At 68.5% G+C, this 25,535-nt stretch carries 26 protein-coding genes and 1 tRNA gene; 18 read left to right on the top strand and 9 right to left on the bottom strand.

All coding sequences use genetic code 11. From position 1 onward, the window contains the following. Position 1: 1 nt before the first annotated feature. A complete protein-coding gene (locus tag NX778_RS18740; protein WP_258813303.1) occupies positions 2-886 on the bottom strand; it encodes a VirK/YbjX family protein in 885 nt (294 codons plus the stop codon). Positions 887-1,054: 168 nt separating this feature from the next. Here NX778_RS18740 and NX778_RS18735 point away from each other — a divergent pair, with 168 nt between their 5' ends. The 8 genes from NX778_RS18735 to NX778_RS18700 all read left to right on the top strand — a co-directional run bounded on the left by NX778_RS18735 (position 1,055) and on the right by NX778_RS18700 (position 10,728). Beyond that, a complete protein-coding gene (locus tag NX778_RS18735) occupies positions 1,055-1,759 on the top strand; it encodes a response regulator transcription factor (RefSeq protein ID WP_307728114.1) in 705 nt (234 codons plus the stop codon). Then, positions 1,740-3,140 (top strand): sensor histidine kinase, encoded by a 1,401-nt coding sequence (locus tag NX778_RS18730; protein ID WP_258813302.1) that lies wholly within the window; start codon positions 1,740-1,742, stop codon positions 3,138-3,140. The genes NX778_RS18735 and NX778_RS18730 overlap by 20 nt, the downstream gene beginning before the upstream one ends. A gap of 104 nt (positions 3,141-3,244) precedes the next feature. After that, entirely contained in the window at positions 3,245-3,613 is a 369-nt protein-coding gene (locus NX778_RS18725; RefSeq protein ID WP_258813301.1) for a hypothetical protein, read from the top strand. A gap of 17 nt (positions 3,614-3,630) precedes the next feature. Beyond that, positions 3,631-4,896, top strand: a complete 1,266-nt coding sequence (locus NX778_RS18720; RefSeq protein WP_258813300.1) for a TolC family protein — start codon at positions 3,631-3,633, stop codon at positions 4,894-4,896. Then, a complete protein-coding gene (locus NX778_RS18715) occupies positions 4,893-6,041 on the top strand; it encodes an efflux RND transporter periplasmic adaptor subunit (protein ID WP_258813299.1) in 1,149 nt (382 codons plus the stop codon). The genes NX778_RS18720 and NX778_RS18715 overlap by 4 nt, the downstream gene beginning before the upstream one ends. Continuing rightward, complete coding sequence (locus NX778_RS18710; RefSeq protein ID WP_258813298.1) at positions 6,031-9,153, top strand: efflux RND transporter permease subunit; 3,123 nt, start codon at positions 6,031-6,033, stop codon at positions 9,151-9,153. The genes NX778_RS18715 and NX778_RS18710 overlap by 11 nt, the downstream gene beginning before the upstream one ends. A gap of 238 nt (positions 9,154-9,391) precedes the next feature. Further along, on the top strand, positions 9,392-10,546 hold the full coding sequence (locus NX778_RS18705; protein ID WP_258813297.1) for a YaiO family outer membrane beta-barrel protein: 1,155 nt from the start codon (positions 9,392-9,394) through the stop codon (positions 10,544-10,546). A gap of 92 nt (positions 10,547-10,638) precedes the next feature. Beyond that, a tRNA-Ser gene (locus NX778_RS18700) sits at positions 10,639-10,728 on the top strand. Positions 10,729-10,837: 109 nt separating this feature from the next. On the opposite strand, the gene NX778_RS18695 is transcribed toward NX778_RS18700, so the two are convergent. Then, positions 10,838-11,452: a pyridoxamine 5'-phosphate oxidase family protein gene (locus NX778_RS18695; protein WP_258813296.1), complete on the bottom strand. Its 615-nt coding sequence runs from the start codon at positions 11,450-11,452 to the stop codon at positions 10,838-10,840. Continuing rightward, entirely contained in the window at positions 11,449-12,948 is a 1,500-nt protein-coding gene (locus NX778_RS18690) for an MDR family MFS transporter (protein ID WP_258813295.1), read from the bottom strand. The genes NX778_RS18695 and NX778_RS18690 overlap by 4 nt, the downstream gene beginning before the upstream one ends. 163 nt (positions 12,949-13,111) lie before the next feature. On the opposite strand from NX778_RS18690, the gene NX778_RS18685 reads away from it, so the two are divergent. The 3 genes from NX778_RS18685 (at position 13,112) to NX778_RS18675 (ending at position 16,208) form a co-directional block, all read left to right on the top strand. Then, entirely contained in the window at positions 13,112-13,291 is a 180-nt protein-coding gene (locus NX778_RS18685) for a hypothetical protein (protein ID WP_258813294.1), read from the top strand. Between the two features lie 91 nt (positions 13,292-13,382). Continuing rightward, positions 13,383-14,261: a KPN_02809 family neutral zinc metallopeptidase gene (gene ypfJ / locus NX778_RS18680; protein WP_258813293.1), complete on the top strand. Its 879-nt coding sequence runs from the start codon at positions 13,383-13,385 to the stop codon at positions 14,259-14,261. A 192-nt stretch (positions 14,262-14,453) separates the two neighbouring features. Beyond that, positions 14,454-16,208 carry a M4 family metallopeptidase gene (locus tag NX778_RS18675; protein ID WP_258813292.1) on the top strand — a complete coding sequence of 585 codons (1,755 nt, stop codon included), beginning with the start codon at positions 14,454-14,456 and terminating at the stop codon, positions 16,206-16,208. Positions 16,209-16,285: 77 nt separating this feature from the next. Here NX778_RS18675 and NX778_RS18670 read toward each other — a convergent pair whose 3' ends face one another. Together NX778_RS18670 and NX778_RS18665 are read right to left on the bottom strand one after the other, a co-directional pair. Further along, the gene (locus tag NX778_RS18670) at positions 16,286-16,999 is read right to left on the bottom strand and encodes a M23 family metallopeptidase (protein WP_258813291.1); all 714 of its coding nucleotides are present in this window, start codon (positions 16,997-16,999) and stop codon (positions 16,286-16,288) included. Positions 17,000-17,017: 18 nt separating this feature from the next. Beyond that, positions 17,018-18,031, bottom strand: a complete 1,014-nt coding sequence (locus NX778_RS18665) for a L,D-transpeptidase family protein (RefSeq protein WP_258813290.1) — start codon at positions 18,029-18,031, stop codon at positions 17,018-17,020. Between the two features lie 115 nt (positions 18,032-18,146). On the opposite strand from NX778_RS18665, the gene NX778_RS18660 reads away from it, so the two are divergent. From NX778_RS18660 to NX778_RS18650, 3 genes are all read left to right on the top strand, one after another. Then, entirely contained in the window at positions 18,147-18,446 is a 300-nt protein-coding gene (locus NX778_RS18660; RefSeq protein ID WP_258813289.1) for a 2Fe-2S iron-sulfur cluster-binding protein, read from the top strand. A gap of 66 nt (positions 18,447-18,512) precedes the next feature. Then, positions 18,513-18,692, top strand: coding sequence for a hypothetical protein (locus NX778_RS18655; RefSeq protein WP_258813288.1), 180 nt, complete (start codon positions 18,513-18,515; stop codon positions 18,690-18,692). Positions 18,693-18,801: 109 nt separating this feature from the next. Beyond that, positions 18,802-18,972, top strand: a complete 171-nt coding sequence (locus tag NX778_RS18650) for a hypothetical protein (protein WP_258813287.1) — start codon at positions 18,802-18,804, stop codon at positions 18,970-18,972. A 36-nt stretch (positions 18,973-19,008) separates the two neighbouring features. Here the strand turns inward: NX778_RS18650 and NX778_RS18645 are convergent, their stop codons facing one another. Then, entirely contained in the window at positions 19,009-19,206 is a 198-nt protein-coding gene (locus tag NX778_RS18645) for a hypothetical protein (RefSeq protein WP_258813286.1), read from the bottom strand. Positions 19,207-19,388: 182 nt separating this feature from the next. Between NX778_RS18645 and NX778_RS18640 the strand changes: the two genes are divergently transcribed. Together NX778_RS18640 and NX778_RS18635 are read left to right on the top strand one after the other, a co-directional pair. Continuing rightward, on the top strand, positions 19,389-19,526 hold the full coding sequence (locus NX778_RS18640) for a hypothetical protein (protein ID WP_258813285.1): 138 nt from the start codon (positions 19,389-19,391) through the stop codon (positions 19,524-19,526). 63 nt (positions 19,527-19,589) lie between these two features. Next, entirely contained in the window at positions 19,590-19,946 is a 357-nt protein-coding gene (locus NX778_RS18635) for a hypothetical protein (RefSeq protein WP_258813284.1), read from the top strand. Between the two features lie 6 nt (positions 19,947-19,952). On the opposite strand, the gene NX778_RS18630 is transcribed toward NX778_RS18635, so the two are convergent. The 3 genes from NX778_RS18630 to NX778_RS18620 all read right to left on the bottom strand — a co-directional run bounded on the left by NX778_RS18630 (position 19,953) and on the right by NX778_RS18620 (position 23,960). Then, the gene (locus NX778_RS18630) at positions 19,953-20,165 is read right to left on the bottom strand and encodes a hypothetical protein (RefSeq protein ID WP_258813283.1); all 213 of its coding nucleotides are present in this window, start codon (positions 20,163-20,165) and stop codon (positions 19,953-19,955) included. Between the two features lie 74 nt (positions 20,166-20,239). Beyond that, the gene (locus NX778_RS18625) at positions 20,240-23,077 is read right to left on the bottom strand and encodes a bifunctional diguanylate cyclase/phosphodiesterase (RefSeq protein ID WP_258813282.1); all 2,838 of its coding nucleotides are present in this window, start codon (positions 23,075-23,077) and stop codon (positions 20,240-20,242) included. A 118-nt stretch (positions 23,078-23,195) separates the two neighbouring features. Beyond that, positions 23,196-23,960 carry a spermine/spermidine synthase domain-containing protein gene (locus NX778_RS18620; protein ID WP_258813281.1) on the bottom strand — a complete coding sequence of 255 codons (765 nt, stop codon included), beginning with the start codon at positions 23,958-23,960 and terminating at the stop codon, positions 23,196-23,198. A 95-nt stretch (positions 23,961-24,055) separates the two neighbouring features. Between NX778_RS18620 and NX778_RS18615 the strand changes: the two genes are divergently transcribed. Both NX778_RS18615 and NX778_RS18610 read left to right on the top strand, forming a co-directional pair. Beyond that, entirely contained in the window at positions 24,056-24,331 is a 276-nt protein-coding gene (locus NX778_RS18615; protein ID WP_258813280.1) for a hypothetical protein, read from the top strand. Between the two features lie 14 nt (positions 24,332-24,345). Then, complete coding sequence (locus tag NX778_RS18610; RefSeq protein ID WP_258813279.1) at positions 24,346-25,509, top strand: GGDEF domain-containing protein; 1,164 nt, start codon at positions 24,346-24,348, stop codon at positions 25,507-25,509. Positions 25,510-25,535: the final 26 nt, after the last annotated feature.

Genomic DNA, 25,535 nt, shown 5'->3' with positions numbered 1-25,535 from the left:
GTCAGCGGCCGAAGGTGGTGCGAAAGCGCGCCAGCACGGTCTCGACCTGGATCTCGACGGCGGATTGGAGGGCGTGGCGCTTGCGCATCTCCGAGCGCTTGTGCGAGGGCACCGATTCGAGGTCGCGCGGGGCCGCCTGGCAGGGCAGCTCGAAGTTGCCGTCGCTGCGCCGCGCGGCCTTCATTTCGATCCAGGTGGCGTCGTAGTCGGACGAGATGCGGTCGACGCGGCGCCAGTTGACCACGATGCGGTTGCGGTTGCTGACCAGGATCACCTTGTCGCAGCCGAGGCAGGCGCCCAGCCGGCGCAGGATCGCCACCATGAAGTTCTTCGGGCGGAAGCCGTGCAGCTCGCGCGTCAGCTGCTTGATCACGCCATTCGCGGCGCGCAGGCCCTGCAGGCCGCCGAGCGCGAGGTGGCGCGCGCCGTCCTGCAGCATGAAGGTGAAGCTGAGCGTGTAGATGGTCTGGCCCTGGCAGCACAGGTGCAGCGCCAGTTCGCCCTCGCGATGGGCTTCGCTGATCGCCGACAGCTTCAGGCTGACCGGCATGCCGGCCTTGCCTTCGAATTCGGCCAGCGTCACCGGCACCAGCGCGGCGCGCCGCACCAGCTGCATCAGGCCGGCCTCGCCGATCGCCGTGTAGTGGTTCATCAGCACCGCCACGCGGCCGCCGCAACCGAGGTGGTTCGACAGGTAGGGACGATAGATCTTGTGGACGATCTTCGGCAGGGTAGGCGCCAGGTCGCGCAGCACCGGATGCTGCTCGACATAGCCCTTCCAGCGTTTGGTGTGGCCCGGGTAGATCGCCGCGCCCAGGATCAGCTTCGCGCGGTCCTTCAGGGTGGGGCGGTAGGGGCTGCTGCTCAGCGACTCGGTCAGGTACATAGTGAATCCCGGCGTGATGCGGGGCCGGCTACAGAAGCGGCAAAGTATAGAGGAGGCAATGTTCCGTAAAGATTACCGTTTCGTAATCTTTACGGAACAGAGGCCGCCGCCTTTCCCTCGCGCGGCCCCATGTTATAGTCGGGATCGATATCGCCTTCTGTCCAAGCCATGTTGCACTGTCTACTCATCGAAGACGACGCCGAGACGCGCCGCTACCTGTCCACCGGGCTGCAACGCCACGGCTATTCGGTCAGCGGCTGCGCCGACGGCGGCGAAGCCGGGCGCATGCTGCTCGACGGGCACTGGGACGTGGTGATCCTCGACCGCATGCTGCCCGGCGTGGTGGACGGCCTGACCCTGCTGGAAGGGATGCGCGAGCGCGGCGACTTCACGCCGGTGCTGGTGCTGAGCGCCATGAACAGCGTCGACGAGCGCGTGCGCGGCCTGCACGCCGGCGGCGATGACTACCTGGCCAAGCCGTTCTCGCTGGCCGAGCTGCTGGCGCGCGTCGAGAACCTGGTGCGGCGCGCCGCCAGCACGCGCGCGGTGAGCCAGCTGCAGGTGGCCGACCTGCAGCTCGACCTGCGCGCCATGCGGGCCTCGCGCGGCGGCCAGACCATCCCGCTGCAGCCGCGCGAATTCCGCCTCCTCGAATACCTGATGCGCCATGAAGGCCAGACCGTGACCCGCACCATGCTGCTGGAAGACGTCTGGGACTACCATTTCGACCCGCAGACCAACGTCATCGACGTGCAGGTCAGCCGCCTGCGCGGCAAGGTCGACAAGGGTTTCGACCTGCCGCTGATCCACACCGTGCGTGGCACCGGCTACACGCTGAAGGCGCCATCGGCCGATGACAGCGCCCAGCTTTAGCCTGCGCGGTTCGATCGCGGCGCGCCTGGCGCTGGGTTACGGCCTGCTGGTGGCGCTGTCGGTCGCGGCCATCGCGGCCGTGCTGTATTTCGGGACCGTGGGCGTGTTCGAACGTTCGATCGACGCCAAGATCACCTCCGTCGCCGAACGGCTGCTGCAGCACTACCGCGACGGCGGACAGGCCGCGCTGCAGCGCGAGATGGAGGTGCAGCTGTCCGACCGCATCGACACCGATACCGAGGTCTTGCTGCTGCTGTCGCCGCAGGGACGGGCGCTGGCCGGCAACCTGTCCGGCTGGAGCGGGCCGCCGGCGCCGGCCGACAAGATGGCGAACCGCACCCTGTCGCGCGACGGCAAGCAGTTTTCGGCGCGCCTGCTCACGCTGGCGCTGGATGGCGGCGCGCGGCTGGTGGTCGGGCGCGACCTGCGCGAGCTGGATGCGGTGCGCGGCGTGATCCAGCGCGCGCTGGCCGCCGGAGCACTGCTGTCACTGCTGCTGGCGCTGGGCGGGGCGCTGCTGTTCCGGCGGCTGCTGGAGGGCCGCATCGGGCGCATTCGCCGCACCGCCGCCCAGATCGCGGCGGGCGACCTGTCGCGCCGCATCGCGGTCCACGGCGACGACGAATTCGCGCGCCTGAACGCCGACATCAACCGCATGCTCGACCGCATCGAGGAGCTGATGGAAGGCGTGCGCCACGTATCGAATTCGATCGCGCATGACCTGCGCACGCCGCTGGGCCGGGTCCGCGCCCGGCTCGAAGCGGCGCTGCAGCCGGCCGCTGGCACGGACGCGCTGGAGGCCGGCGCGCGCGCCGCAATCGACGACATCGACAACGTGATTTCGGTGTTCGACAAGCTGCTGCAGATCGCCGCCGCCGAATCGGGCGTGCGCGGCGCCTCGTTCGAGAAGCTCGACCTGCAGGCGATCGCCGCCGACATCGTCGAACTCTACGAGCCGGCCGCCGAGATGCAGGGCGCGACGCTGGCGATGGTGCAAGCCGCCCCGCGCTTCGTGCGCGGCGACCGCCAGCTGGTGGCCAGCGCGCTGGCCGGCCTGATCGACAACGCGCTCAAGTACGGCGGGCCGGGCGTGAAGATCGAGGTCAGCGTGCGCGCCGAGGCCGGCCAGGTGGCGCTGGTGGTGCGCGACGACGGCCCCGGCGTGCCGGCCGCCGACCTGGCGCGCGTGTGCGAACGCTTCTACCGGGTCGACCGCAGCCGCCACCTGCCGGGCAATGGCCTGGGCCTGTCGATCGTCACCGCCATCGCGCGCCAGCACGGCGGCCGGCTGGTGGTCGCCAATGTCTCTCCCGGCCTCGAAGTGCGGTTGGAACTTCCCTCGCTGCCCGCGCGGCAGGACGCCGAGATTACGATCCCGTAATCATTACGCACTTGTAATTCAGGCGGCCTGCGCGCGCCGTATCATCTCGACCGCAAAGAACGCCGCCGTGTTGCGCGGGCGCCTTTCGAGTCACGAGAAACCCTATGCGCGTCAGCCAATTCGCCTGTGCCTTCCTGGCCTTGAGCCTCGCCGCCTGCGCCCAGCCGCCGCGCGGCGCGCCGGCCGACTGGGCGCACGGCGCGCGGCGCGGGCGCGTCATCGACGACGTCGATCCGGGCCAGGTGCGCGCGCTGCTGCCGTCCTGCCTGCAGGCGCTGCCGGCGGGCGAACTGGATGCCCACCATTTCGTCAGGGTCCGCTACTGGCACGGCCGCCGCCCCTACATCGAGGTGGCGGAAGCGCCGCCCGGCGTGGCCATGCGCGCCGGCGACGAGGTCGAATTGTGGCCGGAGGCCTGCGACCAGTCTCGCCCGGCCCGCGTCGCGCGCATGCTGGCCGCGGCCGGCCCATAAAAAATCCGGAGTTGAAGATGTCACGTATGCTTCGCGCGATGCAGGTCGCGCTGCTGCCGCTTGCCGCGTGCGCGCCGCTGGCCCATGCCGACACCCCGCTGTCGCTGGCGCAGGCCGTGCAGCGCGCGCTGGCGCATAACCACGATGCGCGGCTGGCCGATATCGCCGTCGCCAGCGCCGACGCCGCGCAGGTGCAGGCCCAGGCCGCGCCCAATCCCAGCCTGACGGTGCAGACCGCGAACATCAACCCGGCCGCCGGCGTCGGTCCCGGCAGCCTGCGCAGCAAGACGGTGGACAGCACCTTCCGCATCGACCAGCTGATCGAGCGCGGCGGCAAGCGCGAACTGCGCGGCGTCGCCGCCGAACGGCTGGCGCGGGCTGCGCGTTCGGATGCGGCCGACACCCGCCGCCAGTTGCGGCGCGACGTCAGCCTGGCCTACTTCGATCTGTTGGCGGCGCAGGAACGCGTGGTCATCCTGGATGAGCTGGCCAAGCTGTCCGACCATACCCTCGACGCCGCCGAAAAGCGTCAGCGCGCGGGCGACCTTGCCGCCGCCGACGTGGCGCGCCTGCGCATCGACACCCTGCGCGCCCGCAACGACGCCGAGGGCGCAGTGGCCGACCTGGCCCAGGCCCGGCGCGCGCTGGAGCTGCTGCTTGGTGAGGACGGCGGCGGGATCCCGGTGGCCACCGATGGCTGGCCGTCGACAGCGCCTGCCACGGCCGTCGGCGCGGTCGATGGCCGCGCCGACGTGCTGGCCGCGCGGGCGCGCGCCGACGCGGCCATCGCCGCGCGCCGGCTGGCGCAGGCAGGGCGCACGCGCGACGTGTCCGTCGGCGTCCAGTTCGAGCACTATCCGACCAGCGCCACCAACCAGCTGGGCAGCGGCAACAGCGTCGGTATCTCGGTGCAGGTGCCGCTGTTCGTCCGTTACCACAACGAGGGCGAGATCCGCGCGGCGGAAGCGGCGGTGGACGCGGCCGGCGAGTCGCTGCTGCGCGCGCGTCAGCAGGCCCGGGCCGACGCCGACAAGGCCGCCGCCGACGTGCGCGCTACTTCCGCGCGCAGCGAGCGCTTCGAGCGCGACATCCTGCCGGCTGCGCGCAAGGCTTCCGACGCAGGCGAGTTCGCGTTCACCCATGGCGCGTCAAGCGTGATGGACGTGCTGGACGTGCGCCGCGCCTACCGCTCGGCCCAGCTCGATGCGCTGGCCGCGCGCGCCGATTTCGCCAAATCCGTCGCGGCCTACGACGCCGCCACCACCGAAGAAAGTAAAGAATGAGCAATCGATTCCGTATCGGGGCGGGCGCGCTGGCGCTCTTTGCCGCCGCGGCCGCAGGTTACTGGCTCAAGCCATCCGCGGCGCCGGCGGCTGTTGCGCCCGCCGTGCACAAGGCGCGCGGCGACGAGGATAACGTCAGCCTGAGCGACACCCAGCGTGCCTTCCTCAAGATCGCGCCGGTGACGGCGCAGCCGGTGCCGCTGGCCGATCCGGTTGCGGCCCGCATCGCCTACGACGAAACGCGCACCAGCCGGATCTCATCGCCGGTGCTGGGCCGGGTAGTGGCGGCGCGCGTCGAAGTGGGCGACACCGTGCAAGCGGGCCAGGTGCTGGCGGAACTCGATTCGCCCGACCTCGCCGGTGCACAGGCCGACATGCGCAAGGCGCTGGCCGACGAGGAGCGCAAGCGCCTCGCACTGGAGCGCGCGCGCCAGCTGTACGGCGCCGACGTGCTGGCCCGGCGCGACCTGGAGAATGCCGACGCCGACTTCCGCCAGGCCGACGCCGAGACCCGGCGCGCGCGCCAGCACGTGCACAACCTGAACGCGGAAGGGGCGGGCGATGGCCGCTACGCGCTGCGCGCGCCGCTGGCCGGCATCGTCGCCGACAAGCAGGTCAACCCGGGCCAGGAAGTGCGTCCCGACCAGCCGGCGCCGCTGCTGGTGGTGAGCGACCTGCGCCATGTGTGGGCGATTGCCGACGTGCCGGAAAAGCTGGCGGTGGCGCTGCGCCGCGGCCAGGACGTGCTGCTGGAGACCGACGCCTGGCCCGGCCAGCAGTTCAAGGCCCGGATCGACCGCATCGCCGTCGCGGTCGATCCTGCCACCCGCCGCGTGCAGGTGCGCTGCGCGCTGGACAATCCGGATGGGCGCCTGAAGCCCGACATGTTCGCGCGCGTGGCCTTCGTCAGCGGCGACGCCGGCGCCAAGGCTTACCAGCTGCCGAACACCGCGCTGTTCACCGAAGGCGCCTATAGCTACGTGTTCATCGAGACCGGTCCCGGCATCTTCCAGAAGCGCCGTGTGAACGTGAAGGTCGGCGGCGCCGAGCGCAGCTACGTGACCGATGGCCTGGCCGGCGGCGAGCAGGTGGTGGTCGAGGGCGCGCTGCTGCTCAACGCGGAGGCGGCAAGCCATGCTCGGTAAACTGGCCGACTTCGTCCTCGCCCAGCGCGTGTTCGTGCTGTTCCTGGCCGGCTGCCTCGCCGCCGCCGGCTGGCACTCGCTGCAGCAGCTGCCGATCGAGGCCTTCCCCGACGTGCAGGATGTGCAGGTGCAGGTGATCACCCAGCTGCCCGGCCAGGCGCCGGAAGAGGTGGAGCGCATCGCCACGCTGCCGATCGAGCGCGAACTGTCCGGCGTGCCGCGCCAGACCCAGATGCGCTCGGTGAGCATCGGCGGCCTGTCGGTGGTAACCCTGACCTTCGCCGACGGCACCGACGACTATTTCGCCCGCCAGCGCGTGCTGGAGCAGCTGCAGAACGTGACCCTGCCGCCCGGCGTGCAGCCTTCGCTGGCGCCGCTGTCGACCGCGGTCGGCGAAGTTTACCGCTACGTGCTGGACACGCCGGCCGGCATGGACGAGAGCGAAGTGCGCGCGCTGCAGGACTGGGTGATCCGTCCGGGCCTGCGCATCGTGCCGGGCGTGGCCGACGTGGTCAGCTTCGGCGGCACCGTCAAGGAATACCAGGTGCAGGTCGATCCACTCGCGCTCAATCGCTATGGCGTGACGCTGGGCCAGGTACAGCAGGCGCTGGCCAGCAACAGCGCCAACGCCGGCGGCGGCCTGGTGCGCCGTGGCGACGAGGCGCTGGTGGTGCGTGGCATCGGCATCTTCGAGCACATCGAAGACATCGGCCGCGTGATCGTCAGCGCCAACAACGGCCGCACCGTGCTGGTGTCGGACGTTGCGCAGGTCACGCTGGGCCACAGCCCGCGTTCGGGCGTGGTCGCGTTCAACGGGCGCGACAGCGTGGTCGAGGGCATCGTCCAGATGGCCAAGGGCGCCAACGCCGGCCAGGTGGTGGCCGACGTCAAGCAGGCGGTCGACAAGATCAACGCCTCGCTGCCGCCGGGCGTGAAGATCAAACCGATCTACGACCGCAGTGAACTGATCGGCCACACCGTGCGCACGGTGGCCGAGAACCTGCTGGTCGGCGCAGTGCTGGTGATCGCGATCCTCGTCATCTTCCTCGGCAACTGGCGCGCGGCGCTGATCGTGGCCGCGGTGATTCCGCTGTCGCTGCTGTTCGCCTTCATCGCCCTCGACCTGCGCGGGATTCCGGCCAACCTGATTTCGCTCGGCGCGGTGGACTTCGGCATCATCATCGACAGCGCCGTGGTGCTGGTCGAGGCGCTGCTGGTGCGGCTGCACCTGCAGTCGGTCGGCAAGGCCGATTCCGCCAGGCGCGGCAACCACGCGGTGCGCCAGACCCTGGTCGGGCTGGGCAAGCCGATCCTGTTCGCGAAGGCGATCATCGTGGTCGCCTTCATCCCGATCTACACCTTCCAGCGCGTGGAGGGCAAGATTTTCGCGCCGGTCGCGTTCACGCTCACTTTCGCGATGGTGGGCGCGATCCTGCTGACCATGACGCTGGTGCCGGTGCTGCTGGCCTGGACCAACCAGCGCAGCCCGCTGCGCGAGCGTTCCAACACCTGGCTGCCGCGCGTGCAGGCCGCCTATCGCCGCCTGCTGCTGCGCGCCCAGAAGCGGCCGGTGCTGGTGTTTGGCGCTTCGGCCGGCCTGCTGGCGCTGACGCTGGCCTGCGCGCCGATGCTGGGCAGCGAGTTCCTGCCCAAGCTCGACGAGGGCAACCTGTGGCTGACGATCGAGCTGCCCGCGTCCAGCGCGCTGGAGAAGACACGCCAGATAGAGCACCAGGTGCGCGCGATCCTGAAGAGCTATCCGGAAGTCGGCAATGTGGTGTCGGGCGTGGGCCGTCCGGACGACGGCACCGATCCGAAAGGCCCGAACAATATGGAGATCCTGGCCGACCTTGCGCCGCACAGCAAGTGGCGCTTCGCCAGCAAGGACGCGCTGGTCGAGGACATCTCGGCGCGCATCCACGCCATCCCCGGCATCCCGACCAACTTCTCGCAAGTGATCGAGGACAACGTCGAGGAGGCGCTGTCCGGCGTGAAGGGCGAGATCGCGGTCAAGCTGTTCGGCCACGACCTCGGCGTGCTGGAACAGAAGAGCGAACAGGTGGCGGTGGTGCTGGCCTCGATTCCCGGCGCCGCCGACGTCGAGGCGGTGCATATCGGAGGCCAGAGCGAGCTCGATATCCGCGTCGACCGCGAACGCATCGCGCGCCTCGGCGTGAACGTCGGCGACGTGAATGCGGCGATCCAGGCCGCGCTGGGCGGCATCGCGGCCAACCAGTTCTACGAAGGCGACCGCCGCTTCGACGTCACCATCCGGCTTGGCGAGAAGGACCGCGATTCACTGGCGGGCATCGGCGCGCTGCAGGTCAGCCTCCCGGGGAACGCGGGCACGGTGCCGCTGTCGGACATCGCGCGGATCGAGGTGAAGCAGGGCGCGTCGCGCATCAGCCGCGAGGGCGGCATGCGCAACGCCTCGGTCAAGGCCAACCTGGTCGGGCGCGACCAGGGCAGCTTCGTGGCCGAGGCCCAGCGCAAGGTGGCCGCGCAGGTGCAGCTGCCGCCGGGTTACCGGATCACCTGGGGCGGCCAGTTCGAGAACCAGCAGCGCGCGGTCAAGCGGCTGCGGGTGATCGTGCCGGTCACGGCCTTCCTCGTTTTCAGCCTGCTGTTCGGCGCATTCCGCTCGCTGCGCAAGGCGCTGCTGGTGCTAGCCATCGTGCCGTTCACGCTGATCGGCGGCGTGGCCGGACTGGCGCTCGCCGGGCTGCACCTCTCGATCTCGGCGGCGGTCGGTTTCATCGCGGTGGCCGGCATCGCTGTGCAGAATGGCGTGATCATGGTCGAGCAGATGGTGGAGGCGAGCGCCGAGCGCAACTCGGTGGCGCGCGGCGCGGTGGACGGCGCGGTCGGACGCTTGCGCGCGATCCTGATGACGGCGCTGATGGCGGGCCTGGGCCTGCTGCCGGCGGCGCTGTCGCACGGGATCGGTTCGGAGACGCAGCGCCCGTTCGCGGTCGTGATCGTGGGCGGCATTGTATCGGCCACCGTGTTCACGCTGCTGTTGTTGCCGCTGGCGTTTCCTTATTTTGGACGCGAGGCAAAGCCTGCCGTTGAAGAAGCGCCGGGGCCGCGCGAACTTCGCTCAGGGCATTGATCCTTACCAGACCGTAATGATCCTTTAAGTGTTCATGTCGTAGTATGTAGCTGTTCTCTTATGTGAACTGATCCCTGCAGTTTCTCTCTTTACAGAGTGGTCTTTGCCGGTGCTTCCCCAAGCATCGGCATTTTTTTTGCATGGACGGCGCGGCAGCTCTCGCTTGACTGTCCCTGCCGAGTTCGGCAAAGTGGCCGGCCGGCCGAACCATGCCAATCACTTTCCTTGTTTCGCTTACATGTTCGTTGACATTCAAGCCATCCCTGCGCCTGCCGCCGAGATCCGTCCCGCAAGCGCGGCGGGTTTCGACCAACAGTTCAACGATGCGCGCGCGCTCGCCAACGCCGGCCAGCCCGCGATGGCGCTCGAAGCCTACAACGCGCTGCTGGCGCGCTCGCCCGGCAATGTGGACGTGCTGCTGTCGCGCGGGATCGTCTACGGCCGCCTGCGGCGCTGGGCCGACGCGGAAGCGGACCTGAAGGCCGTCACCGTTGCCGCGCCCGATTATGTCGACGCGTGGTCCGCGCTCGGCAACATGTATCTGTGGAGCGACCAACGGGACAAGGCGGCCGAAGCTTACCGGCGCTGGATCGCCCTGCGGCCGGAGGACGCCGACGCGCGCGCCGCGCTGGAGCGTGCGCTGGCTGTCCCGCCTGCGATGGCGGCGCCCGAAGCGCGCGCGGGCAGTCCCGATGCGTTTGCGACTGGCGGCTACACCTGGGCCGGCAGCGTGACCGGCAGCTGGACCGATGCCGGCGCCGGCCCGCGCTGGAACGACCAGACCATCAGCCTGCGCCACTACGCCAAGGCGGGATCGCTCGCCTTCGAAACCCTGCGCGCGCACCGCTTCGGCCAGGAAGACTACGCGTGGTCGCTCGATGCGTACACCGTGCTGTGGCAGGGCGCCTACGCCAACCTGCGCTACCAGCGTTCCGGCGCGGCGCGCCTGTTCCCGCACAACGCCGGCCGCGCCGAGCTCTATCAGTCGTTGGGCCAGGGCTGGGAAGTGTCGGTCAGCGACGACGTGCTGGCTTTCGCGGCCTCGCGTGTGAACATCTACGGCGCGAGCCTGGGCAACTACTTCGGCAATTTCTACATCGCGCTGCGCCACCAGGCCATCGTGTCGGCTGGATCGCACAGCACCGGCGAGCGCCTGCTGTCGCGCTACTATTATCGCGGCGATGCCGACAACTACGTCGAGCTGAGCGCGAATCGCGGCAGCAGCGACGACGCCGCCTCGCTGGTCGGCGGGCGCACGCATTCGGGCGGCGCGGGACTGGCCTGGGTCACTTACTGGGATAAGGCATGGGGCGGTCGGATGGGCGCGAGCTACTCGCGCGCCGGTGGGTCGAACGACAGCGCCGTGTCGTTCTCGGTCTACCGCAGATGGTGATGCGCGCGCACGAAAATGGTGCTGGTAATTTGGAAGAGACCTGCTATAATGCGTGGCTCTTGACGTTACCCCGTCAGGAAACGACCAAAGCAGGAGAGGTGGCAGAGTGGTCGAATGTACCTGACTCGAAATCAGGCGTACGGGTGACCGTACCGTGGGTTCGAATCCCACCCTCTCCGCCAGTATTCGAAAAAAGCTCCCGATGGGGGCTTTTTTCATTTCCGGCGCCGGAATGTAGGGTTACCCTCGTTTGTGAAGTTACCGTCGTTCGGTCAGCGCCGATCGCCGGGCTCAGTACATTGTCGTTTTCAATCGCGCCGGCAGTTCGTCATCGTACTGCTGGCCACCGACCTCACCACCGGACAAGGCCGCGAGGATGGTCCCCGCGCTCGGCAGCGACGCGCGATCGACCTGCGCGTTCGGATCCCACAAGCGCGAGCGCAGCACCGCCCGCGAACACTGGAAGAACACCGTCTCCACCCGCATCCGCAGCACCGTGCGCGGGGCCTTGCCGCCGATCGCGAATCGCTCCAATAGCGCCGGATCGGCGAGTATCTCCGCGCGCCCGTTGACGCGCAGCGTTTCGGCCACGCCGGGAATCAGAAACAGCAGCGCGGCACGGGGATCGGCGATGATGTTGCGCAGGCTGTCGATGCGGTTGTTGCCGCGCCGGTCGGGCAGCAGCAGGGTGTGCTCGTCCTCCACGTGTACGAAGCCGGCCGGGTCGCCGCGCGGAGATACGTCCAGTCCTTGCGGCCCGCTGGTCGCCAGCGCCACGAATGGCGCCGCTTCGATGAAGGCGCGGTAGTGCGGGTGCAGATAGTCGACTTCCTTCCTGATCGAGGGCGCGGCAGGGACGCCGTACAGGCGCTCGAGCGATTCCAGGTCGCTGATCCGGTGCGTCATGCCTGCTCCTTGCATGGCGCGGCTTGCGGCGCCGGCTGCGTTGGCGCCACCACCTCCGGCAGGAACAGCAGCGCGACCAGGCCCGCCAGCACGATCACCGCGCCGGTGCCGAACATATTGGCGATCGCGTGCCGGTAGACTTCCACCGCGGCCGACTGCAGTGCCGGGGCAGCGGACGCGCTGTGGCCGCCAATGCTCACCATCTCCAGCCCGTGCGCGTGGATCTGCTGCGCCAGGATCGCGCCGGAGCCGGTCACGCCGAGCAGGCCGCCGAAGGAACGGAAGAAGGCCAGCATCGCCGTGCCCACGCCGCGCCGCGCCATCGGCAGCGCGTTCTGCACCACGATGGTCATGTTGGGCATCACCAGCCCGAGGCCCATGCCGAGCATGAAGATGGCCGGTTCGATGATGAGGTAGCCCTGGCCACTGCCCATCGCCCAGGCCAGCACCGCGAACGCGATCACCGCGACCGCCAGCCCGCCCAGCTGCACATTCTTGTAGCGCCCGGAGCGCGCCAGCACGCGGCCGTTGAGGGTCGACGACAGCATCAGGCCGATCATCATCGCCACCGTCATCATGCCCGAGTGCGAAGGGCTGCTGCCCATCACCAGCTGGAAAAACAGCGGGAAGAACACGCTCGCGCCCATCAGTCCCATGAAGGTCAGCGCCATCACCAGGCTGGCGATATTGAAGGTGCGGTTGCCGAACAGGTCCGGCGGCAGCACCGGTTCGGCCGCATGCCGCAAGTGCCACACCAGCGCCACCCCCAGCACCACGGCGAGCACCGCGCAGGTCGTGATCTCGATCGAATCCCAGGCCCATTCGGTGCCGCCCAGCGCCAGGATCAGCAGCAGTGCGGTGATCGCGCCGGTGAGCAGCAGGGCGCCGAGATAGTCGATGCTGTGCGCGTGCGTCTGCACCGGCTTGTGCAGCGAGCGCGCGATGGCGTAAAGCGCCAGCGCGCCGACCGGCAGGTTGATGTAGAAGATCCAGTGCCACGACAGCAGGTCTGTCATCACGCCGCCCAGCACCGGCCCGAGCACGCTGGTGACGGCGAACACGATCGCGATCATGCCCTGGCGCTTGGCGCGTTCCTTGGGCGGCACCAGGTCGCCGATGATGATCTGCGCCAGCGGCATGAAGCCGCCCGAGCCCAGGCCCTGGATCGCGCGGAAGGCGATCAGCTCGAACATATTCTGCGACAGGCCGCACAGCACCGAGCCGATGAGGAAGGTGATGAGCGCGGTGAAGATCATCGGCCGCCGCCCGTACTGGTGGGCCAGCTTGCCGTACAAGGGCATGGTGGCGGTGGAGGCCAGCACGTAGGCCGTCACCACCCACGACAGGTGGGCCATGCCACCCAGTTCGCCGACGATGCGCGGCAGCGCGGTGGCGACGATGCTCTGGTCGAGCGCCCCGAGTCCCAGCACCGCCATCAGCGCGAAGTAGACCGCGTTGATTTCGCGGCTGGTGAGCGGGGTGTCGGCGTGGGGCATCGGCGGTGGCTGGCGTTGTTTTTGAAGCCGCTAGTGTAGTCGTTTTTGCATCGGCGGCCGCACTACACGCCGTAATGCGCCGATTTTATGTGAACATGCGAACATACGGGTTCAGCGGCCAAGGCCATACTTTCGCCACAGTTCACCTCTTCACAGGGACGACATGAAGACCAAACCGCTTTCCACCGACGGCCAGATTGCACGTGAAGTCGAGCGCGAACGGCGCGAACGCAGCATGCGCGACGAAGAACGGGCCGGCCTCGTATTGTCCGACGAGCTGCGCACCAAGGACGCGCGCGAGCACCTCGGCGCCGTCAACCTGAAACGCCCGCCCGAACGCTGATGCGATTATGTGAACACTCGAACATACTGATCCGGTAAACTTGCCCCATACTGTGACGCACCGTATTTGAGCGGGCATTGAGGCATACATCATGAAATGGGAAGGCGACCCGGAAAGTAATAACGTCGAGGACCTGCGCGGCAGCGGCGGGGGCGGTGGAGGATTCGGCTTCGGCGGCCGCTCGATCGGCATCGGCACCATCGTCATCGCGCTGATCGGTTCGTGGCTGTTCGGCGTGTCGCCGTCCACCATCCTGAGCCTGCTCAGCGGGGGCGGCGCGCCCACGGTCCAGCAGCAGGAGGCGCCGCGCCGGCAGGCCGGGCCGGAAGACCAGCAGACCCGCTTCGTCAAGACCGTGCTGCGCTACACCGAGGATACCTGGGCCCAGATCTTCCGCGAGCACAACGCCACGTATCAGAACCCGACCCTAGTGCTGTTTAGCGGCGCCACGCAAACCGCCTGCGGCGTCGGCAAGACGGCGGCCGGGCCGTTCTACTGCCCGGGCGATCACAAGGTCTACATCGACCTCAGCTTTTACCGGCTGATGCGCGAGCGCTTTCACGAATCGGGCGAATTCGCGCAGGCCTACGTCATCGCGCACGAGGTCGGGCACCACGTGCAGACGCTGATGGGCATCATGGACAAGGTCGACCGCGCGCGCAGCCGCATGGACGAGCGGCAGGCCAATGCGCTGTCGGTGCGGGTCGAGCTGCAGGCCGACTGCTTCGCCGGCGTGTGGGGCAAGCGCACCAATGCCGCGCGCAATATCCTGGAGCAGGGCGATGTGGAGTCCGCGCTGCACGCGGCCACCGCGATCGGCGACGATACCCTGCAGCGCCAGTCGCAGGGCGTGGTCGTGCCGGATTCCTTTACCCACGGCACGTCGGCGCAGCGCGTGCGCTGGTTCAAGCGCGGCATGGACAGCGGCGACATCGAGCAGTGCAATACCTTCAAGGCCGACCCGCTGTAATCCTTCCAGGTGACGACTTAAGAGCCCCGCCATCGGTTCCACCGATCGCGGGGCTTTTTGCGCTTAAGCAAACTCTTCCGGTGAAGCTCGACCGATATTGGTGACTGGCGCCCAGCCCGCCTTGCCGTGCTGGGGCTTTCCTATCAACGGGCGGTGCGGCGGCCCAACCCGCCGCTTCAACGAGGAGTCACCATGAATATGCGACTTACCCTGCTGGCATCGGCGCTTGGCGCGCTCACCCTGTCCCTGTGCGAAGCGGCGGCCGCGCCAATGATGAGCGCGCCACGGGTGCAATCGCCGCAGGACACCGCCGCGCTGGTGGCGCAGCTGTCGGCCCAGCTGGCGGCGCGCGGGCTGGATGGCGACCATGGCTTCGCGCCATTGTCGCAGCATCCGGGCGTGCAGGGGACGCAGGTGCTGCGCCTGCAGCACACCTGGAAGGGCGTGCCGGTGTTCGGTTCGGAGTCGGTGGTGGTGCTGGACGCCGCCGGGCGCGTGCTCCGCGAATCGGCGTCGCCGCGCCGCGAGAGCCTTGGCAAGCTGGCCAACCGGAGCGGCGGCGCCGCGCTCGATGTCACACCGGCAGTGTCGGCGCGCGCCGCGATCGACGCCGTGCTGGCGGCGCTGGGCAAGGGCGCGACCAGCATCGCGGTGCCGAGCGCGCAGCTGATCATCTATCCGCTGATGAAGACCGAGCGCCTGCCGGCGGCGGCCGGCAAGCCGGAAGCGGAGCTCAATGCGCTCGACGTGCAGGACGTGGTCGACCGTTACGAGCTGGCCTGGCTGGTGCACACGCGCATGGTCGCGGGGAAGAAGCCGCTGTACCGCGACACCGTGGTGAGCGCGGTGGACGGCCATGTGATCGACCAGTGGGACATGCTGCAGAGCGTGGTCGGCGTGGGGAACAGCCAGTACAACGGCCAGGTGCCGGTCAATACCACGCTGGTGAACGGCGTCTACCAGATGCGCGACGATTCGCGCGGCAAGGGCGGCGCATACGGCGCGATGGCGATCACCAATGCCAACCACAGCAGCTCGGCCGGGCAGCTGTACACCAACACCAGCAATACCTGGGGCGACGGCAAGCAGTACATCAACGGCGGCAGCACCACCAACGCCAACGGCCAGACCGCGGCGGTGAATGCGATGTGGGGCCTGATGAACACCTACGACACGCTCAAGTATGCGATGGGCTGGCTGTCGCTGGACGGGCACGACACCGCCACCTACATCGCGGCGCACGTCAACACGGCCTACGACAATGCCTACTACAGCGATACCTGCCGCTGCATGTTCATCGGCGACGGGTCTTCGTTCTACAGCCTGGGCTCGAACGATGTGATCGGCCACGAGATGGGACACGGCGTGACGGCGGCCACCTCGAACCTGACCTATTCGGGCGAATCCGGCGGGCTGAACGAGTCTAGCTCGGACATCAACGGCGAGGCGGTCGAGGCGTATGCGCGGGGCGGCGGCAAGGGCGATACGATTCCGCTGTCCGGCAACGACTGGGTGATGGGCAAGGAGATCAGCAAGACCGGCACGCCGCTGCGCTGGATGTACAAGCCGAGCAAGGACGGCAGCAGCCCGGACGCGTGGAGCACGTCGCTCAAGCGGCTGGATGTGCACTACAGCAGCGGGCCGAACAACCGCATGTTCTACTTCCTGGCGCAGGGATCGAATGCGGATGCGGGCAGCGATTACTACAGCAAGTACCTGGTGAAGAAGCCGGCGGCGATGAGCGGGATCGGGACGGACAAGGCGTACCGGATCTGGTTCAACGCGAACACGAGCAAGTTCACGTCGAGCACCAACTATGCCGATGCGCGGAGCAAGATGGTGGAGGCGGCGGAGGAGTTGTACGGGAAGGGTAGCAAGGAGTCGGTCGCGGTGCAGCGGGCGTATGCGGCGATCAACGTTGGCGCGGATGTCGACGAAGTCCAATAAAGGCCGCTTTAAGCTCTAGCCGAAAAACCGTCGTCCCCGCTGCGCGGGGACGACGGTGTTGCAGCTGGTGGCTCTGTTCAGTGTTCCAGCAAGGGATACGGATCAATCGGCGTCCCCGTCCACCACTGCTTCTCCGACGTCAGCTCCACTACAGCGAAGTGCAGGTGCGGCGCCTCCTTGCTGGCGTTGCCGGTGCTGCCGACGTAGCCCAGCACGTCGCCGCGCTTGACCGCCATCCCTTCCTTCAGCCCGTCCGCATACCGGTCCAGGTGCGCATAATAGTACGCATACGTACTAGTTGGATCGAACTCGTACACCGTCAGCCCGCCCGGCTTGCTGTTGACGAGCTTGACCACCTTGCCGTCCGCCGCCGCCAGCACCGGCGTGCCGCGCGCGGCCATGATGTCGAGCGCCGGGTGCTGGCGCTCTTTGCCGCGCGGCTGGTTGAAGGTATCGCTGAGCTGGCCGAACTTGATGCCCTGCACCGGCAACAGCAGGCCCTGCGGCTTGTCGGTGGCCACCGGCGGCACCGCTGCCACCGCGCCCGCGGTCGCCGGATCCGGCTTGATCGGCAGGTCGACTTCGGTCAGGTCGGGCTGCACCTTGGGCGCCGGCGGCAATTGCCCCTCGATGGGGTTCGCGGCCGCGGGCGGCGGCGGGGCGGGCAGGGCGTGGCCGCTCTGGGTCAGCACCGGTTCAGGCGGCGTCCGCGGCGGCAGGCTGTGCAGCCAGGCGAACAACCCGCCGGCGCCCACCAGGACACCCAGCAAAAACGTCAGAAGCCATCTCATGCGCGCCTCCTCGCGAGTTTAGTTTTCCTGCAGGTCGACCTCGGTGCCGGCGCCGACCAGCGCGGCCACTTCGGCCGCGCTCCAGTTGGTCAGGCGGATGCAGCCGTGCGACTCGGTCTTGCCGATGGTCGACGGCAGCGGTGTCCCGTGGATGCCGTAGTGCGGCTTGGACAGGTCGATCCACGCCACGCCCACCGGGTTGTTCGGGCCGGCCTGGATCGTCGCCTTGCGGTCGCCCGGCGACGCGTCCCAGAACAGCTTGGGGTTGTAGTGGTAGGTCGGGTTTGGCAGCACGCCCTTCACCTTCCACACGCCGATCGGCAGCGGATCGTGCTCGCTGCCGGTCGATGCCGGGTACTGGGCGATCTGCCTGCCGTCGGCGTCCAGCAGGCGCAGTACGCGCTGCTCCCTGGACACCACGATCTTCGCGGCTTTCGGCAGCGCCGCGGCGCCGAGTACATTGGGCACCACCAGCTGCTCGCCGACGCGGCCCAGGTCCTTGCCCGGATTGAGCCGCTTGAGCAGCGCCGGGCTGGCGTGGAAGCGTTCGCCCAGCGCCTCGTCCGGGCTGCTGAAACCGAGCGCGGGCAGCTCGGCCTTGGCCATCATGTCGTCCGGGACCGGCACGAAGGGGCCGGCCGCGTCGGCCGCGGTGACGGTGTAGGCGGTCAGCGTCGGCGCACCGTCGCTGTCGAGCGCCTTGTAGGTGGCGTCATCGAGCTTGCCGCTGGCCGGCAGCTGGTGCGACTGCTGGAAGCCGGCCAGCGCCTGCCGCATATTGCCGCCGTAAGCGCCATCGATTTCGCCCGGCGAGAAGTGCGCGCGGTCGAGCAGGACCTGGGCGCGCAGCACGCGCTGGACGCTGGCGCTGAGCCGGGGCGCGGCGGCTGGCGGCGCTTGCGCCGGATCCTGCGGCAGCGCAACCGGTGCTGTCTGCGCCGGCATCGGCGCCGGTGTTGGAAGCGTCTGCTGTGCGAGCACCGGCGCGGCGGCGAACAGCCCGGCGGCCAGTGCGGAAATCGGGTATTTCAATGCATCCACCTTGGGCTGACGAAGGAAGGGCCAGCGTAGTTCGGCCGCTGCTGTCGGGTCTGTGCGCGAACGAACTCAGGCACGAGGCGGCCGCGAGCGGCTACAATCGGGCCCGATGAAAGCCTACACCGTCACCCTGCTGCCGAGCGGCTGGCGCTTCGATGCGCCCGATGGCATGCCGCTCTTGAAAGCCGCCGAGGCGGCCGGCATCGAGCTGCCCAGTTCCTGCCGCAACGGCACCTGCCGCACCTGCCTGTGCCGGATGGAGCAGGGCGCGGTGCGCTACCTGGTCGAGTGGCCCGGCCTGTCCTTCGACGAGAAGCGCGAGGGCGACGTGCTGCCCTGCGTCGCGGTGGCGCAATCGGACCTCGTGCTGCGCGCCCCGCTGGCGCGGCGCAGCGGCGCGCACGATTGAAAACCGCACTGCTTCTTCCATGCTAGGCTGCGCCAAGCATCGGCTTTTTCAACCAGGAGGAGCAGCATGAGCCAGTCGAAATCGAGCGGCACCCAGAATAAGCAGTCGGCCAATCAAAGCGAGGAAGATCTCGCCAACAAGCGCGCCGGCAAGTCGGGAAAGAGCAGTCACAACCAGATGTCGCGCCAGAAAGCCGAAACCGGCAAGGGCGCGGGCGGCGGCAGCAAGCAGAAGAGCGGCCATTGAGTTGGCATGTGGCGGCGCATGACGCGCCGCCCGGCGCCGCGGCCCGGCAGGAGCGGCGCCTTTCCCGACGCCGCCGCACAGCGGTGCGGCAATCAGCAGGGAGGACGACATGAACATCCACCACGACCAGCAGGAACCGGTGCGCCGCGGCCACCAGACGCCCGATCCGGAAAACCCGCCGCCAACGCAGAGCCCGCCGAAGGCGCCGGACGAGTATCCCGCGCCGACCAATGCGCCGGTGCAGGAACCCAGGATGCCGGAGCCGCCGATCCGGGCCTGAGGCCCAATCCGGCGGCCGGCGGCCATGCCGCGGATGTCAGCTGTTGCCGTGCCCTCCGTCTTGTTTCGACGAATTGTTGTCGGCCTGCTGGGGATGGGGCAGCGGCGGGATCTGGCGGATCATCTCTTCCGTTTCCAGTTGCGCCGGCGTTTTCTCGCCACTGCCGATGTCGGCTTCTTCGAGGTAAGGGCGGCCTTGGGCGCCGGGGTCGGTCCTGCGTTGCGGGTGATTCATGGTGCACTCCAAAGCGATTACGGTCGAATTCATCGTAACAGCCCGGCAAGCGTATGGGCGCGCATTAGGAATGTTGTTGCTTTCTCGCCATAGATTTCGGTGCTTGGTGTCAACCGTCACACGCGCGCGAACGTTTCACGAGTAGCATTGACTCAGTAGTCAGTAACCTCGGGAGACACATCATGGGCAAAACCCTGCACAACAAAATCTATCTCGGCCGTACTTCGCTGATGGATTCGCGCGGCTTCCAGCTGGCGCTGGGGTTCGGGGTGCTGGCGGGGATTGGCCTGAGCTGGGCGCTGCTGCGCACCTTGCGCTGATCCTGGCGGGTTGCCGCGCGGGGCGATGGGCGGTACCATGCGCCCCTGACTTGAAAGGCGGCAATGAAGGACCAGAAACTCACTACCGATGAATACGACGCGCTGGAATTCATCCGGCGCGGCGCCCGCACCGACCGCTTCAATGCCTGCGTCGGGCGCAACGCCAAGAAGCTGTCCGGGCTGAAGCTGATCCAGTATGGCCGCGACGGCAGCGTGGCGCTGACCGACAAGGGCACGGAGCTATTGTTCCTGCGCCGCTGCATCGAGGCGCTGCGCCAGCTGGCGGCTGATCCGCTGGCCGCGGCGGATGCGGAAGTGGTGCACTTCCTGTCCCGCAAATCCCATATCGCCGCTCGCGCGGAAGGCGGCTTCGCGCTCACCGACAAGGGCCGCGACTCGCTGGCCGATATCGGCGGCTGAGCGGTTTCAGGCCGCGGCGCGGCGGCGGTGCGGATAGACCAGGCAGCGCACCGCGATCTCCGGCGGCACGTTCATCGCCGCGAGGAAGGCGGCGGAGCGTTGCACGCCCAGCGTCGGCAGCGAGGCGATGGCCTGGTTGACGAGGTCGCGCGTGCGCAGGTCGGTGCGCTTGAGTGCTTGCCCGGCGGCCTTGTCCTGGCGTTCTTGTTCGATGATCATGCCCGTCTCCTGATTGCACAAAAGATATTGCAATTGTAGGGCAATCTTGTCGGATTGCCTACTCTCCAGGAAACTCAGATGGCCAGCGGCTCGTCCAGTTGCAGCACCGGCAGGCAGCGCCGCTCGCGCAGCAGCTTCTCGAAGTCGGCGGCGGGCAGGGGACGGCTGAAGTAGTAGCCCTGCATTTCGTCGCAGCCCTGGCTGCGCAGGTAGTCCAGCTGCTCCGCCGTTTCCACCCCTTCCGCGATCACCGACAGCTTCAGGTTGTGGGCCAGCGCGATGATCGAGCTGACGATGGCGGCGTCGTTGGCGTCGTCGGTGATGTCGTTGACGAAGCTGCGGTCGATCTTCAGCACGTCGATCGGGAAGCGCGACAGATAGGACAGGCTCGAGTAGCCGGTGCCGAAATCGTCGATCGACAGGTTCACGCCCAGCGCCTTCATCCGGTGCAGCAGGTCGACCGCCGGCGTCACGTCGCTCATGAACAGGCTCTCGGTCAGCTCCAGCTCGAAGCTGTCGGCCGGCAGGCGGGTGTCGGCCAGCACCGCTTCGATCCCGGAGATCAGGTCGGGGTCGCCGAACTGGCGCGCCGACAGGTTGACCGCGACCCGCACCTGGCCCAGGCCCGCGTCCTGCCAGGCCTTGGCCTGGGCCGCCGCGGTGCGCATCACCCAGGCGCCGATCGGCACGATCATGCCGGTCTCCTCGGCCACCGGCACGAAGCGGTTCGGCGGCACCATGCCCAGTTCCGGATGGTTCCAGCGGATCAGCGCCTCCATGCCGACGATGTGGCCGGTCGCCAGGTCCACCTGGGGCTGGTAGAACAGCACGAACTCGTCGCGCTCCAGCGCATTGCGCAGCGCCGATTCGATGCGCACGCGCTCCAGCGATTCCTCGTTCATCGCCGGGGTGTAGAACTGGAAGTTGTTGCGGCCCTGCTTCTTGGCGCTGTACATGGCGATGTCGGCATGCTCGATCAGGCTGTCGGCCGACGTGCCTTCGCTCGGATACACCGCCACCCCGATGCTGCAGGTGACCATGAACTCCTTGGTGCCCAGCATGACCGGGCGCGCCACCGCGTCCATCACGCGCTGCACGATATCGCGCGTGAGCGGTTCGTTGGCGTGCTCGGACAGGATCACCACGAATTCGTCGCCGGACAGGCGCGCCACCGTGTCGGAATCGCGCAGCGAGGAGCGCAGGCGCGCCGCCACCGTCACCAGCAGCACGTCGCCGGCCTTGTGGCCCATGCTGTCGTTGACGTACTTGAAGCGGTCCAGGTCGATCATCATCACCCACACCGGGAAGCCGCTGCGGGTGGCGTAGGCCACGGCCTGGCCGAGGCGGTCCTGCAGCAGCGAACGGTTGGGCAGGCCGGTCAGCACGTCGTGCTGGGCCACGTGGTACACGCGCTGCTCGGTGAGCTTGCGCGCGGTGATGTCGCTGCCGGTGCCGCGGTAGCCGATGAAGGCGCCGGTGTCGTCGAACAGCGGGGTGCCGTTGATGCTGAACCAGCGGGTGGCGCCCTGGTCGTCCTCGGCCTGGTATTCGAATTCCTGGAACGGCTGGTGCGCGTGCAGGCAGGCGATGTGCTCGCGGCCGCCCGGCAAATCCTCAAGATCGGGCACGCATTCCCAGCGGGTCTTGCCGAACAGGCGCTCGGCCGCGATGCCGGCCTTGCCGGCGAAGTCGCCGGTGATGCTGGTGAAGCGGAAGTCCTTGTCCTGCTCCCAGTACCAGTCGGAGGACATCGCCACCAGCTGGCGGAAGCGCTGTTCGCTTTCCTGCAGCGCCTTCTCGGTGCGGCGGCGCGCGATCACGTCCTCGACCAGGCGCAGGTTGCTGCGCTTGAGGTCCGCGGTGCGCTCGCGCACCAGCTGCTGCACGCGGCGCGCGCGCGCGGCGGTGGTCTGCACGAAGGCCGTCACCAGCAGCGTGAACAGGATGCCGCCGACCAGCATCGTCAGCGAACCGAGGTGGTCGGGCAGGAAGGCGCGCGGGGCCGCGGCCACCTGCACCAGCCAGGTGCGGCCAGCCACGCTGAAGCTGCGTTCGAGGCGGCCGGTATAGTCGGGCGCGACCCAGGCGGCGACGCGGTCGCGCGGCGCGTTGGCGCCGGCGCCGGCGGTCGCGAACATCAGGCGTGACGCTTGCGGTTCGGAGCCGGCATACACCGCGAGGTGAATCCCCTGGTCTTCCAGCAGGCCGGTGCCATCGAAGATCGTGCGCACCAGTTCGCGGCCGCGGATCACGGCGGCCGTATCGCCCACCAGTTTGCCGCCGGCGCCGTACACCGGCATGATCAGTTCGAAGCTGGCTTGCGGGGTGCTGTCCTGGGCCAGGTCGAGCAGGTCGCTGGCGGCTACCTGGCCGCTGGCCTGCGCGCGCGCGAGCGCTTCGGTCACTTCGGCGTGGGCGCTGGCGTTCAGGCCCAGCGCCGGCTCGTTGCCGGCCATCGGCTCCAGATACCAGACCACGCTGTAGCTGGCGCGCTGCGGCGCCGGGGCCTGGGTGCCGCCATGCTTTTCGGTGATCACGGTGCCGGCGCGCAGGCCCTGCAGCTCCGCTTCGGCCGCGGCGCGCTCGCCGCCCGCCACCACACGGTGATAGTTGAAGGCCTTGATGAAGGGATGGCGCTTGAGCAGGGGCGCGGTGAAATCGTGGAACTGTGCGCGCGTCACCGGGCCGGCGGTCGCGAACAGCTGGTTGGCCACCGCCGCCACCTCGACCGCCTCGTTCAGCCCCTGGCGCACCATCGCCACCCGCTGCGCCGCGCGCTGCTCGAAAGCGAGGGTCTGGTTGTCGTACTCCAGGTGGCTGGCGGCCACGAACAGCGCTGCCGACGCCGCGAGGCCGCTGCCCAGCGTCAAAGTCGCTGCAAAGCTCAGGTTGAAGGGCCGGAGACGGAGCATGGCGGTCGGAAGCTTGTTAAAAAATGTTTAAAAATTGCCGGTGAGCATCAGCGCGCCAGTGTGTCATAACTGGCCGGATTGGGCAATCGAATCGTGCGCGCTGGCGGCGCGACAGTGGTCAGGCGGTGACACGGTGCGCCAGCCAGGCCACCAGCAGGCGCGCGAACAGCCAGTTGAGCCAGCGCGCGCCGAGTCCGCGGCCGTCGCCGAACCGGGCGCACAGGCGGTCCGCGCGGCGCGTGCCGCCCTTGAGGGCGAAGAAGATGTGGTTGTTGCCGGCCACGCCATTCAGCCAGCAGACACGGTTGCCGAAGGCGTGCCGCAGCCGCGCCAGCATCGCGCCGCGCGCCTTGTCGTAACTGAAGATGTTGGCCACCGCGACCCCGCCGTCGGCCAGCAGCGCATGGCAGTCCGCGTAGAAGCGCGCGCTGCCCAGTGCCGGCGGCAGGCCGTCGGCGTCGAAGCCGTCGATCAGCAGCACGTCGGCGCTGCCGGGATGGCGCGCGAGCCAGGCGGTGGCATCGGCGTGCACCACGCGCAAGCGGGCATCGTCCGGCGGCACCTGGAACGCCTCGCGCAAGGCGATCACGTCGCCGCGCAATTCGACCACGGTGATGCGGGCGCGCGGAAAGTGGCGGTAGCAGAACTTGGCCAGCGAGCCGCCGCCCAGGCCGACCATCACGATGTGGCGCGGGCGCGGCACGAACAGCGCGAAGCCCATCATGGCCTTGGCGTAGGCCAGCACCAGCTTGTCCGGACGCGCCAGCAGCATTTCGCTCTGGATGTCGCCCTCGGCGAATTCGAGCGTGCGGCGGCCGCGCGCGGTGCGCACCAGCGGCGCCGCGGCAGGGTCGGGCAGGGACGGTTGCGTGGAGGACGGCATCGGCCAAGTATATGCCAGCGCCGGCCGTGCTTGTCAGCTTGTTACGCAGCATGAGTTTCTGATAAGCTGGCCGCGCCGCCATTCGGAGAACCTGCATGTTCCTGGATCATCCCGCCATCAGCGCCACCAACAGCCAGACCGAGCCCGACCGCATCGAGCGGCTGAACCGCGTGTACGGCTACGCGATGTCGCTGGCCGATGGCGACGGCTGCGGCTCCTTCGTCGACAAGCTCACCCAGCTGCACGACCACAAGGGCACGCTGATCGTGTTCTGGCACGAGGCGCCGTCGGAGGCCGAGAAGACCTACTGGGCGCGGGCCTGGGCCAGCAAGGTCGGCGACGGCAGCGGCAACGTCGAACACGAATACTGATAAGGCTGCGACCGATGGATTCGACCGCACTGGTTCTCGCGCTGGGCAACCTGGTTCTGTGCGCCACCCTGTTCTTCTTCGACTACGGCAGCCCGCGCGACGGCGCCACCGTGGCGTGGTCGCTGGGGCGGCAGTTCCAGGCCGGCGCGTGGCTGCTGCTGGCGCTGGGCGGCAGCGGCGTGTTCCCGGAAGCGCTGGCGCTGCCGGCCGGGTATGCGCTGCTGTTCGGCGGCGTGGCCTGGGAAGCGGGCGCGTTCTGGGAAGCGGCGGGCCGGCCGCGCTGGCGCCGTCCGACCATGGCCGCGCTGGCGATCGCCATCGGCCTGTTCCTGGCCTGCTACCGGGTCGACGAGAATGGCCTGCGGGCGGTGGCCGCCTCGCTGATCCTCGGTGTCTTCTATTTGTCGGCCGCGCTGGCGCTGGCGCGCGGCTGGCGTGATGCCTCGATGCTGCGGCGCTTCCTGTCGGTGAGCGGCGCGCTGCTGGCGCTGGTGGTGGCGGCGCGCGGTGTGCTGGTACTGGCCATGCCGCAGGGCTGGGGATGGCTCTCGAACGGGCTGCTGCGCGAGTGCTACATCTTCGCGCTGTATGGCTTGATGCTGCTGTACGCCTTCGGCAAGCTGCTGCTCGGGCGCGAAAAGCTGCAGCAGGACCTGGCGCGGCTGCAGGTCGTCGACCCGGTCACCGACGTGCCGAACCGGCGCGGCTTCTTCAATCTGCTGGCGCCGTGGATGTCGCTGGCGCGCCGGCCCGGCCAGGCGACCGCGCTGGTCACGCTCGACCTCGACCAGTTCAAGCGCGTCAACGACGGCTACGGCCATCTGGCCGGCGACGCCGTGCTGCGCCACGTGGCCGAGGTCTGCAAGCGCCAGCTGCGCGACAGCGACCAGCTCGGGCGCCTGGTCGGCGGCGCCTTCGCGATCCTGTTGCCGCGTACCGGGCTGGAGGAAGCCAGCCTGGTGGCCGAACGCATGCGCGCGGCGATCGAAGGCAGCCCGTGCAAGACCGAGCGGGCGCTGATCGCCATGACGGCCAGCTTCGGCGTCACCACCATCCGCCCCGACGACAGCACCGTGACCCTGTTCCAGCGCGCCGACGCGGCGCTGCAGGAGGCCAAGCGGAACGGTCGCAACCGGGTGGAGCAGGCGGCGCTGGTGACGACGCTGGAAGAGGCTTGAACCCCGCCGGGACGACGGCCGGGGAG

It is taken from the genome of Massilia terrae (assembly GCF_024753145.1).
In the GTDB taxonomy this organism is placed as follows: Bacteria; Pseudomonadota; Gammaproteobacteria; order Burkholderiales; family Burkholderiaceae_D; genus Telluria; species Telluria terrae.
Note: the sequence above shows the minus strand (reverse complement) of the source record. Positions and strands in the feature narration are given on the sequence as shown.

Excerpts from the sequence above, each read along its gene's own strand:
- NX778_RS18740 (WP_258813303.1), bottom strand. The coding sequence starts at position 886 with ATGTACCTGACCGAGTCGCTGAGCAGCAGCCCCTACCGCCCCACCCTG.
- NX778_RS18735 (WP_307728114.1), top strand. The coding sequence starts at position 1,055 with ATGTTGCACTGTCTACTCATCGAAGACGACGCCGAGACGCGCCGCTAC.
- NX778_RS18730 (WP_258813302.1), top strand. The coding sequence starts at position 1,740 with ATGACAGCGCCCAGCTTTAGCCTGCGCGGTTCGATCGCGGCGCGCCTG.
- NX778_RS18725 (WP_258813301.1), top strand. The coding sequence starts at position 3,245 with ATGCGCGTCAGCCAATTCGCCTGTGCCTTCCTGGCCTTGAGCCTCGCC.
- NX778_RS18720 (WP_258813300.1), top strand. The coding sequence starts at position 3,631 with ATGTCACGTATGCTTCGCGCGATGCAGGTCGCGCTGCTGCCGCTTGCC.
- NX778_RS18715 (WP_258813299.1), top strand. The coding sequence starts at position 4,893 with ATGAGCAATCGATTCCGTATCGGGGCGGGCGCGCTGGCGCTCTTTGCC.
- NX778_RS18710 (WP_258813298.1), top strand. The coding sequence starts at position 6,031 with ATGCTCGGTAAACTGGCCGACTTCGTCCTCGCCCAGCGCGTGTTCGTG.
- NX778_RS18705 (WP_258813297.1), top strand. The coding sequence starts at position 9,392 with ATGTTCGTTGACATTCAAGCCATCCCTGCGCCTGCCGCCGAGATCCGT.
- NX778_RS18695 (WP_258813296.1), bottom strand. The coding sequence starts at position 11,452 with ATGACGCACCGGATCAGCGACCTGGAATCGCTCGAGCGCCTGTACGGC.
- NX778_RS18690 (WP_258813295.1), bottom strand. The coding sequence starts at position 12,948 with ATGCCCCACGCCGACACCCCGCTCACCAGCCGCGAAATCAACGCGGTC.
- NX778_RS18685 (WP_258813294.1), top strand. The coding sequence starts at position 13,112 with ATGAAGACCAAACCGCTTTCCACCGACGGCCAGATTGCACGTGAAGTC.
- ypfJ (WP_258813293.1), top strand. The coding sequence starts at position 13,383 with ATGAAATGGGAAGGCGACCCGGAAAGTAATAACGTCGAGGACCTGCGC.
- NX778_RS18675 (WP_258813292.1), top strand. The coding sequence starts at position 14,454 with ATGAATATGCGACTTACCCTGCTGGCATCGGCGCTTGGCGCGCTCACC.
- NX778_RS18670 (WP_258813291.1), bottom strand. The coding sequence starts at position 16,999 with ATGAGATGGCTTCTGACGTTTTTGCTGGGTGTCCTGGTGGGCGCCGGC.
- NX778_RS18660 (WP_258813289.1), top strand. The coding sequence starts at position 18,147 with ATGAAAGCCTACACCGTCACCCTGCTGCCGAGCGGCTGGCGCTTCGAT.
- NX778_RS18655 (WP_258813288.1), top strand. The coding sequence starts at position 18,513 with ATGAGCCAGTCGAAATCGAGCGGCACCCAGAATAAGCAGTCGGCCAAT.
- NX778_RS18650 (WP_258813287.1), top strand. The coding sequence starts at position 18,802 with ATGAACATCCACCACGACCAGCAGGAACCGGTGCGCCGCGGCCACCAG.
- NX778_RS18645 (WP_258813286.1), bottom strand. The coding sequence starts at position 19,206 with ATGAATCACCCGCAACGCAGGACCGACCCCGGCGCCCAAGGCCGCCCT.
- NX778_RS18640 (WP_258813285.1), top strand. The coding sequence starts at position 19,389 with ATGGGCAAAACCCTGCACAACAAAATCTATCTCGGCCGTACTTCGCTG.
- NX778_RS18635 (WP_258813284.1), top strand. The coding sequence starts at position 19,590 with ATGAAGGACCAGAAACTCACTACCGATGAATACGACGCGCTGGAATTC.
- NX778_RS18630 (WP_258813283.1), bottom strand. The coding sequence starts at position 20,165 with ATGATCATCGAACAAGAACGCCAGGACAAGGCCGCCGGGCAAGCACTC.
- NX778_RS18625 (WP_258813282.1), bottom strand. The coding sequence starts at position 23,077 with ATGCTCCGTCTCCGGCCCTTCAACCTGAGCTTTGCAGCGACTTTGACG.
- NX778_RS18620 (WP_258813281.1), bottom strand. The coding sequence starts at position 23,960 with ATGCCGTCCTCCACGCAACCGTCCCTGCCCGACCCTGCCGCGGCGCCG.
- NX778_RS18615 (WP_258813280.1), top strand. The coding sequence starts at position 24,056 with ATGTTCCTGGATCATCCCGCCATCAGCGCCACCAACAGCCAGACCGAG.
- NX778_RS18610 (WP_258813279.1), top strand. The coding sequence starts at position 24,346 with ATGGATTCGACCGCACTGGTTCTCGCGCTGGGCAACCTGGTTCTGTGC.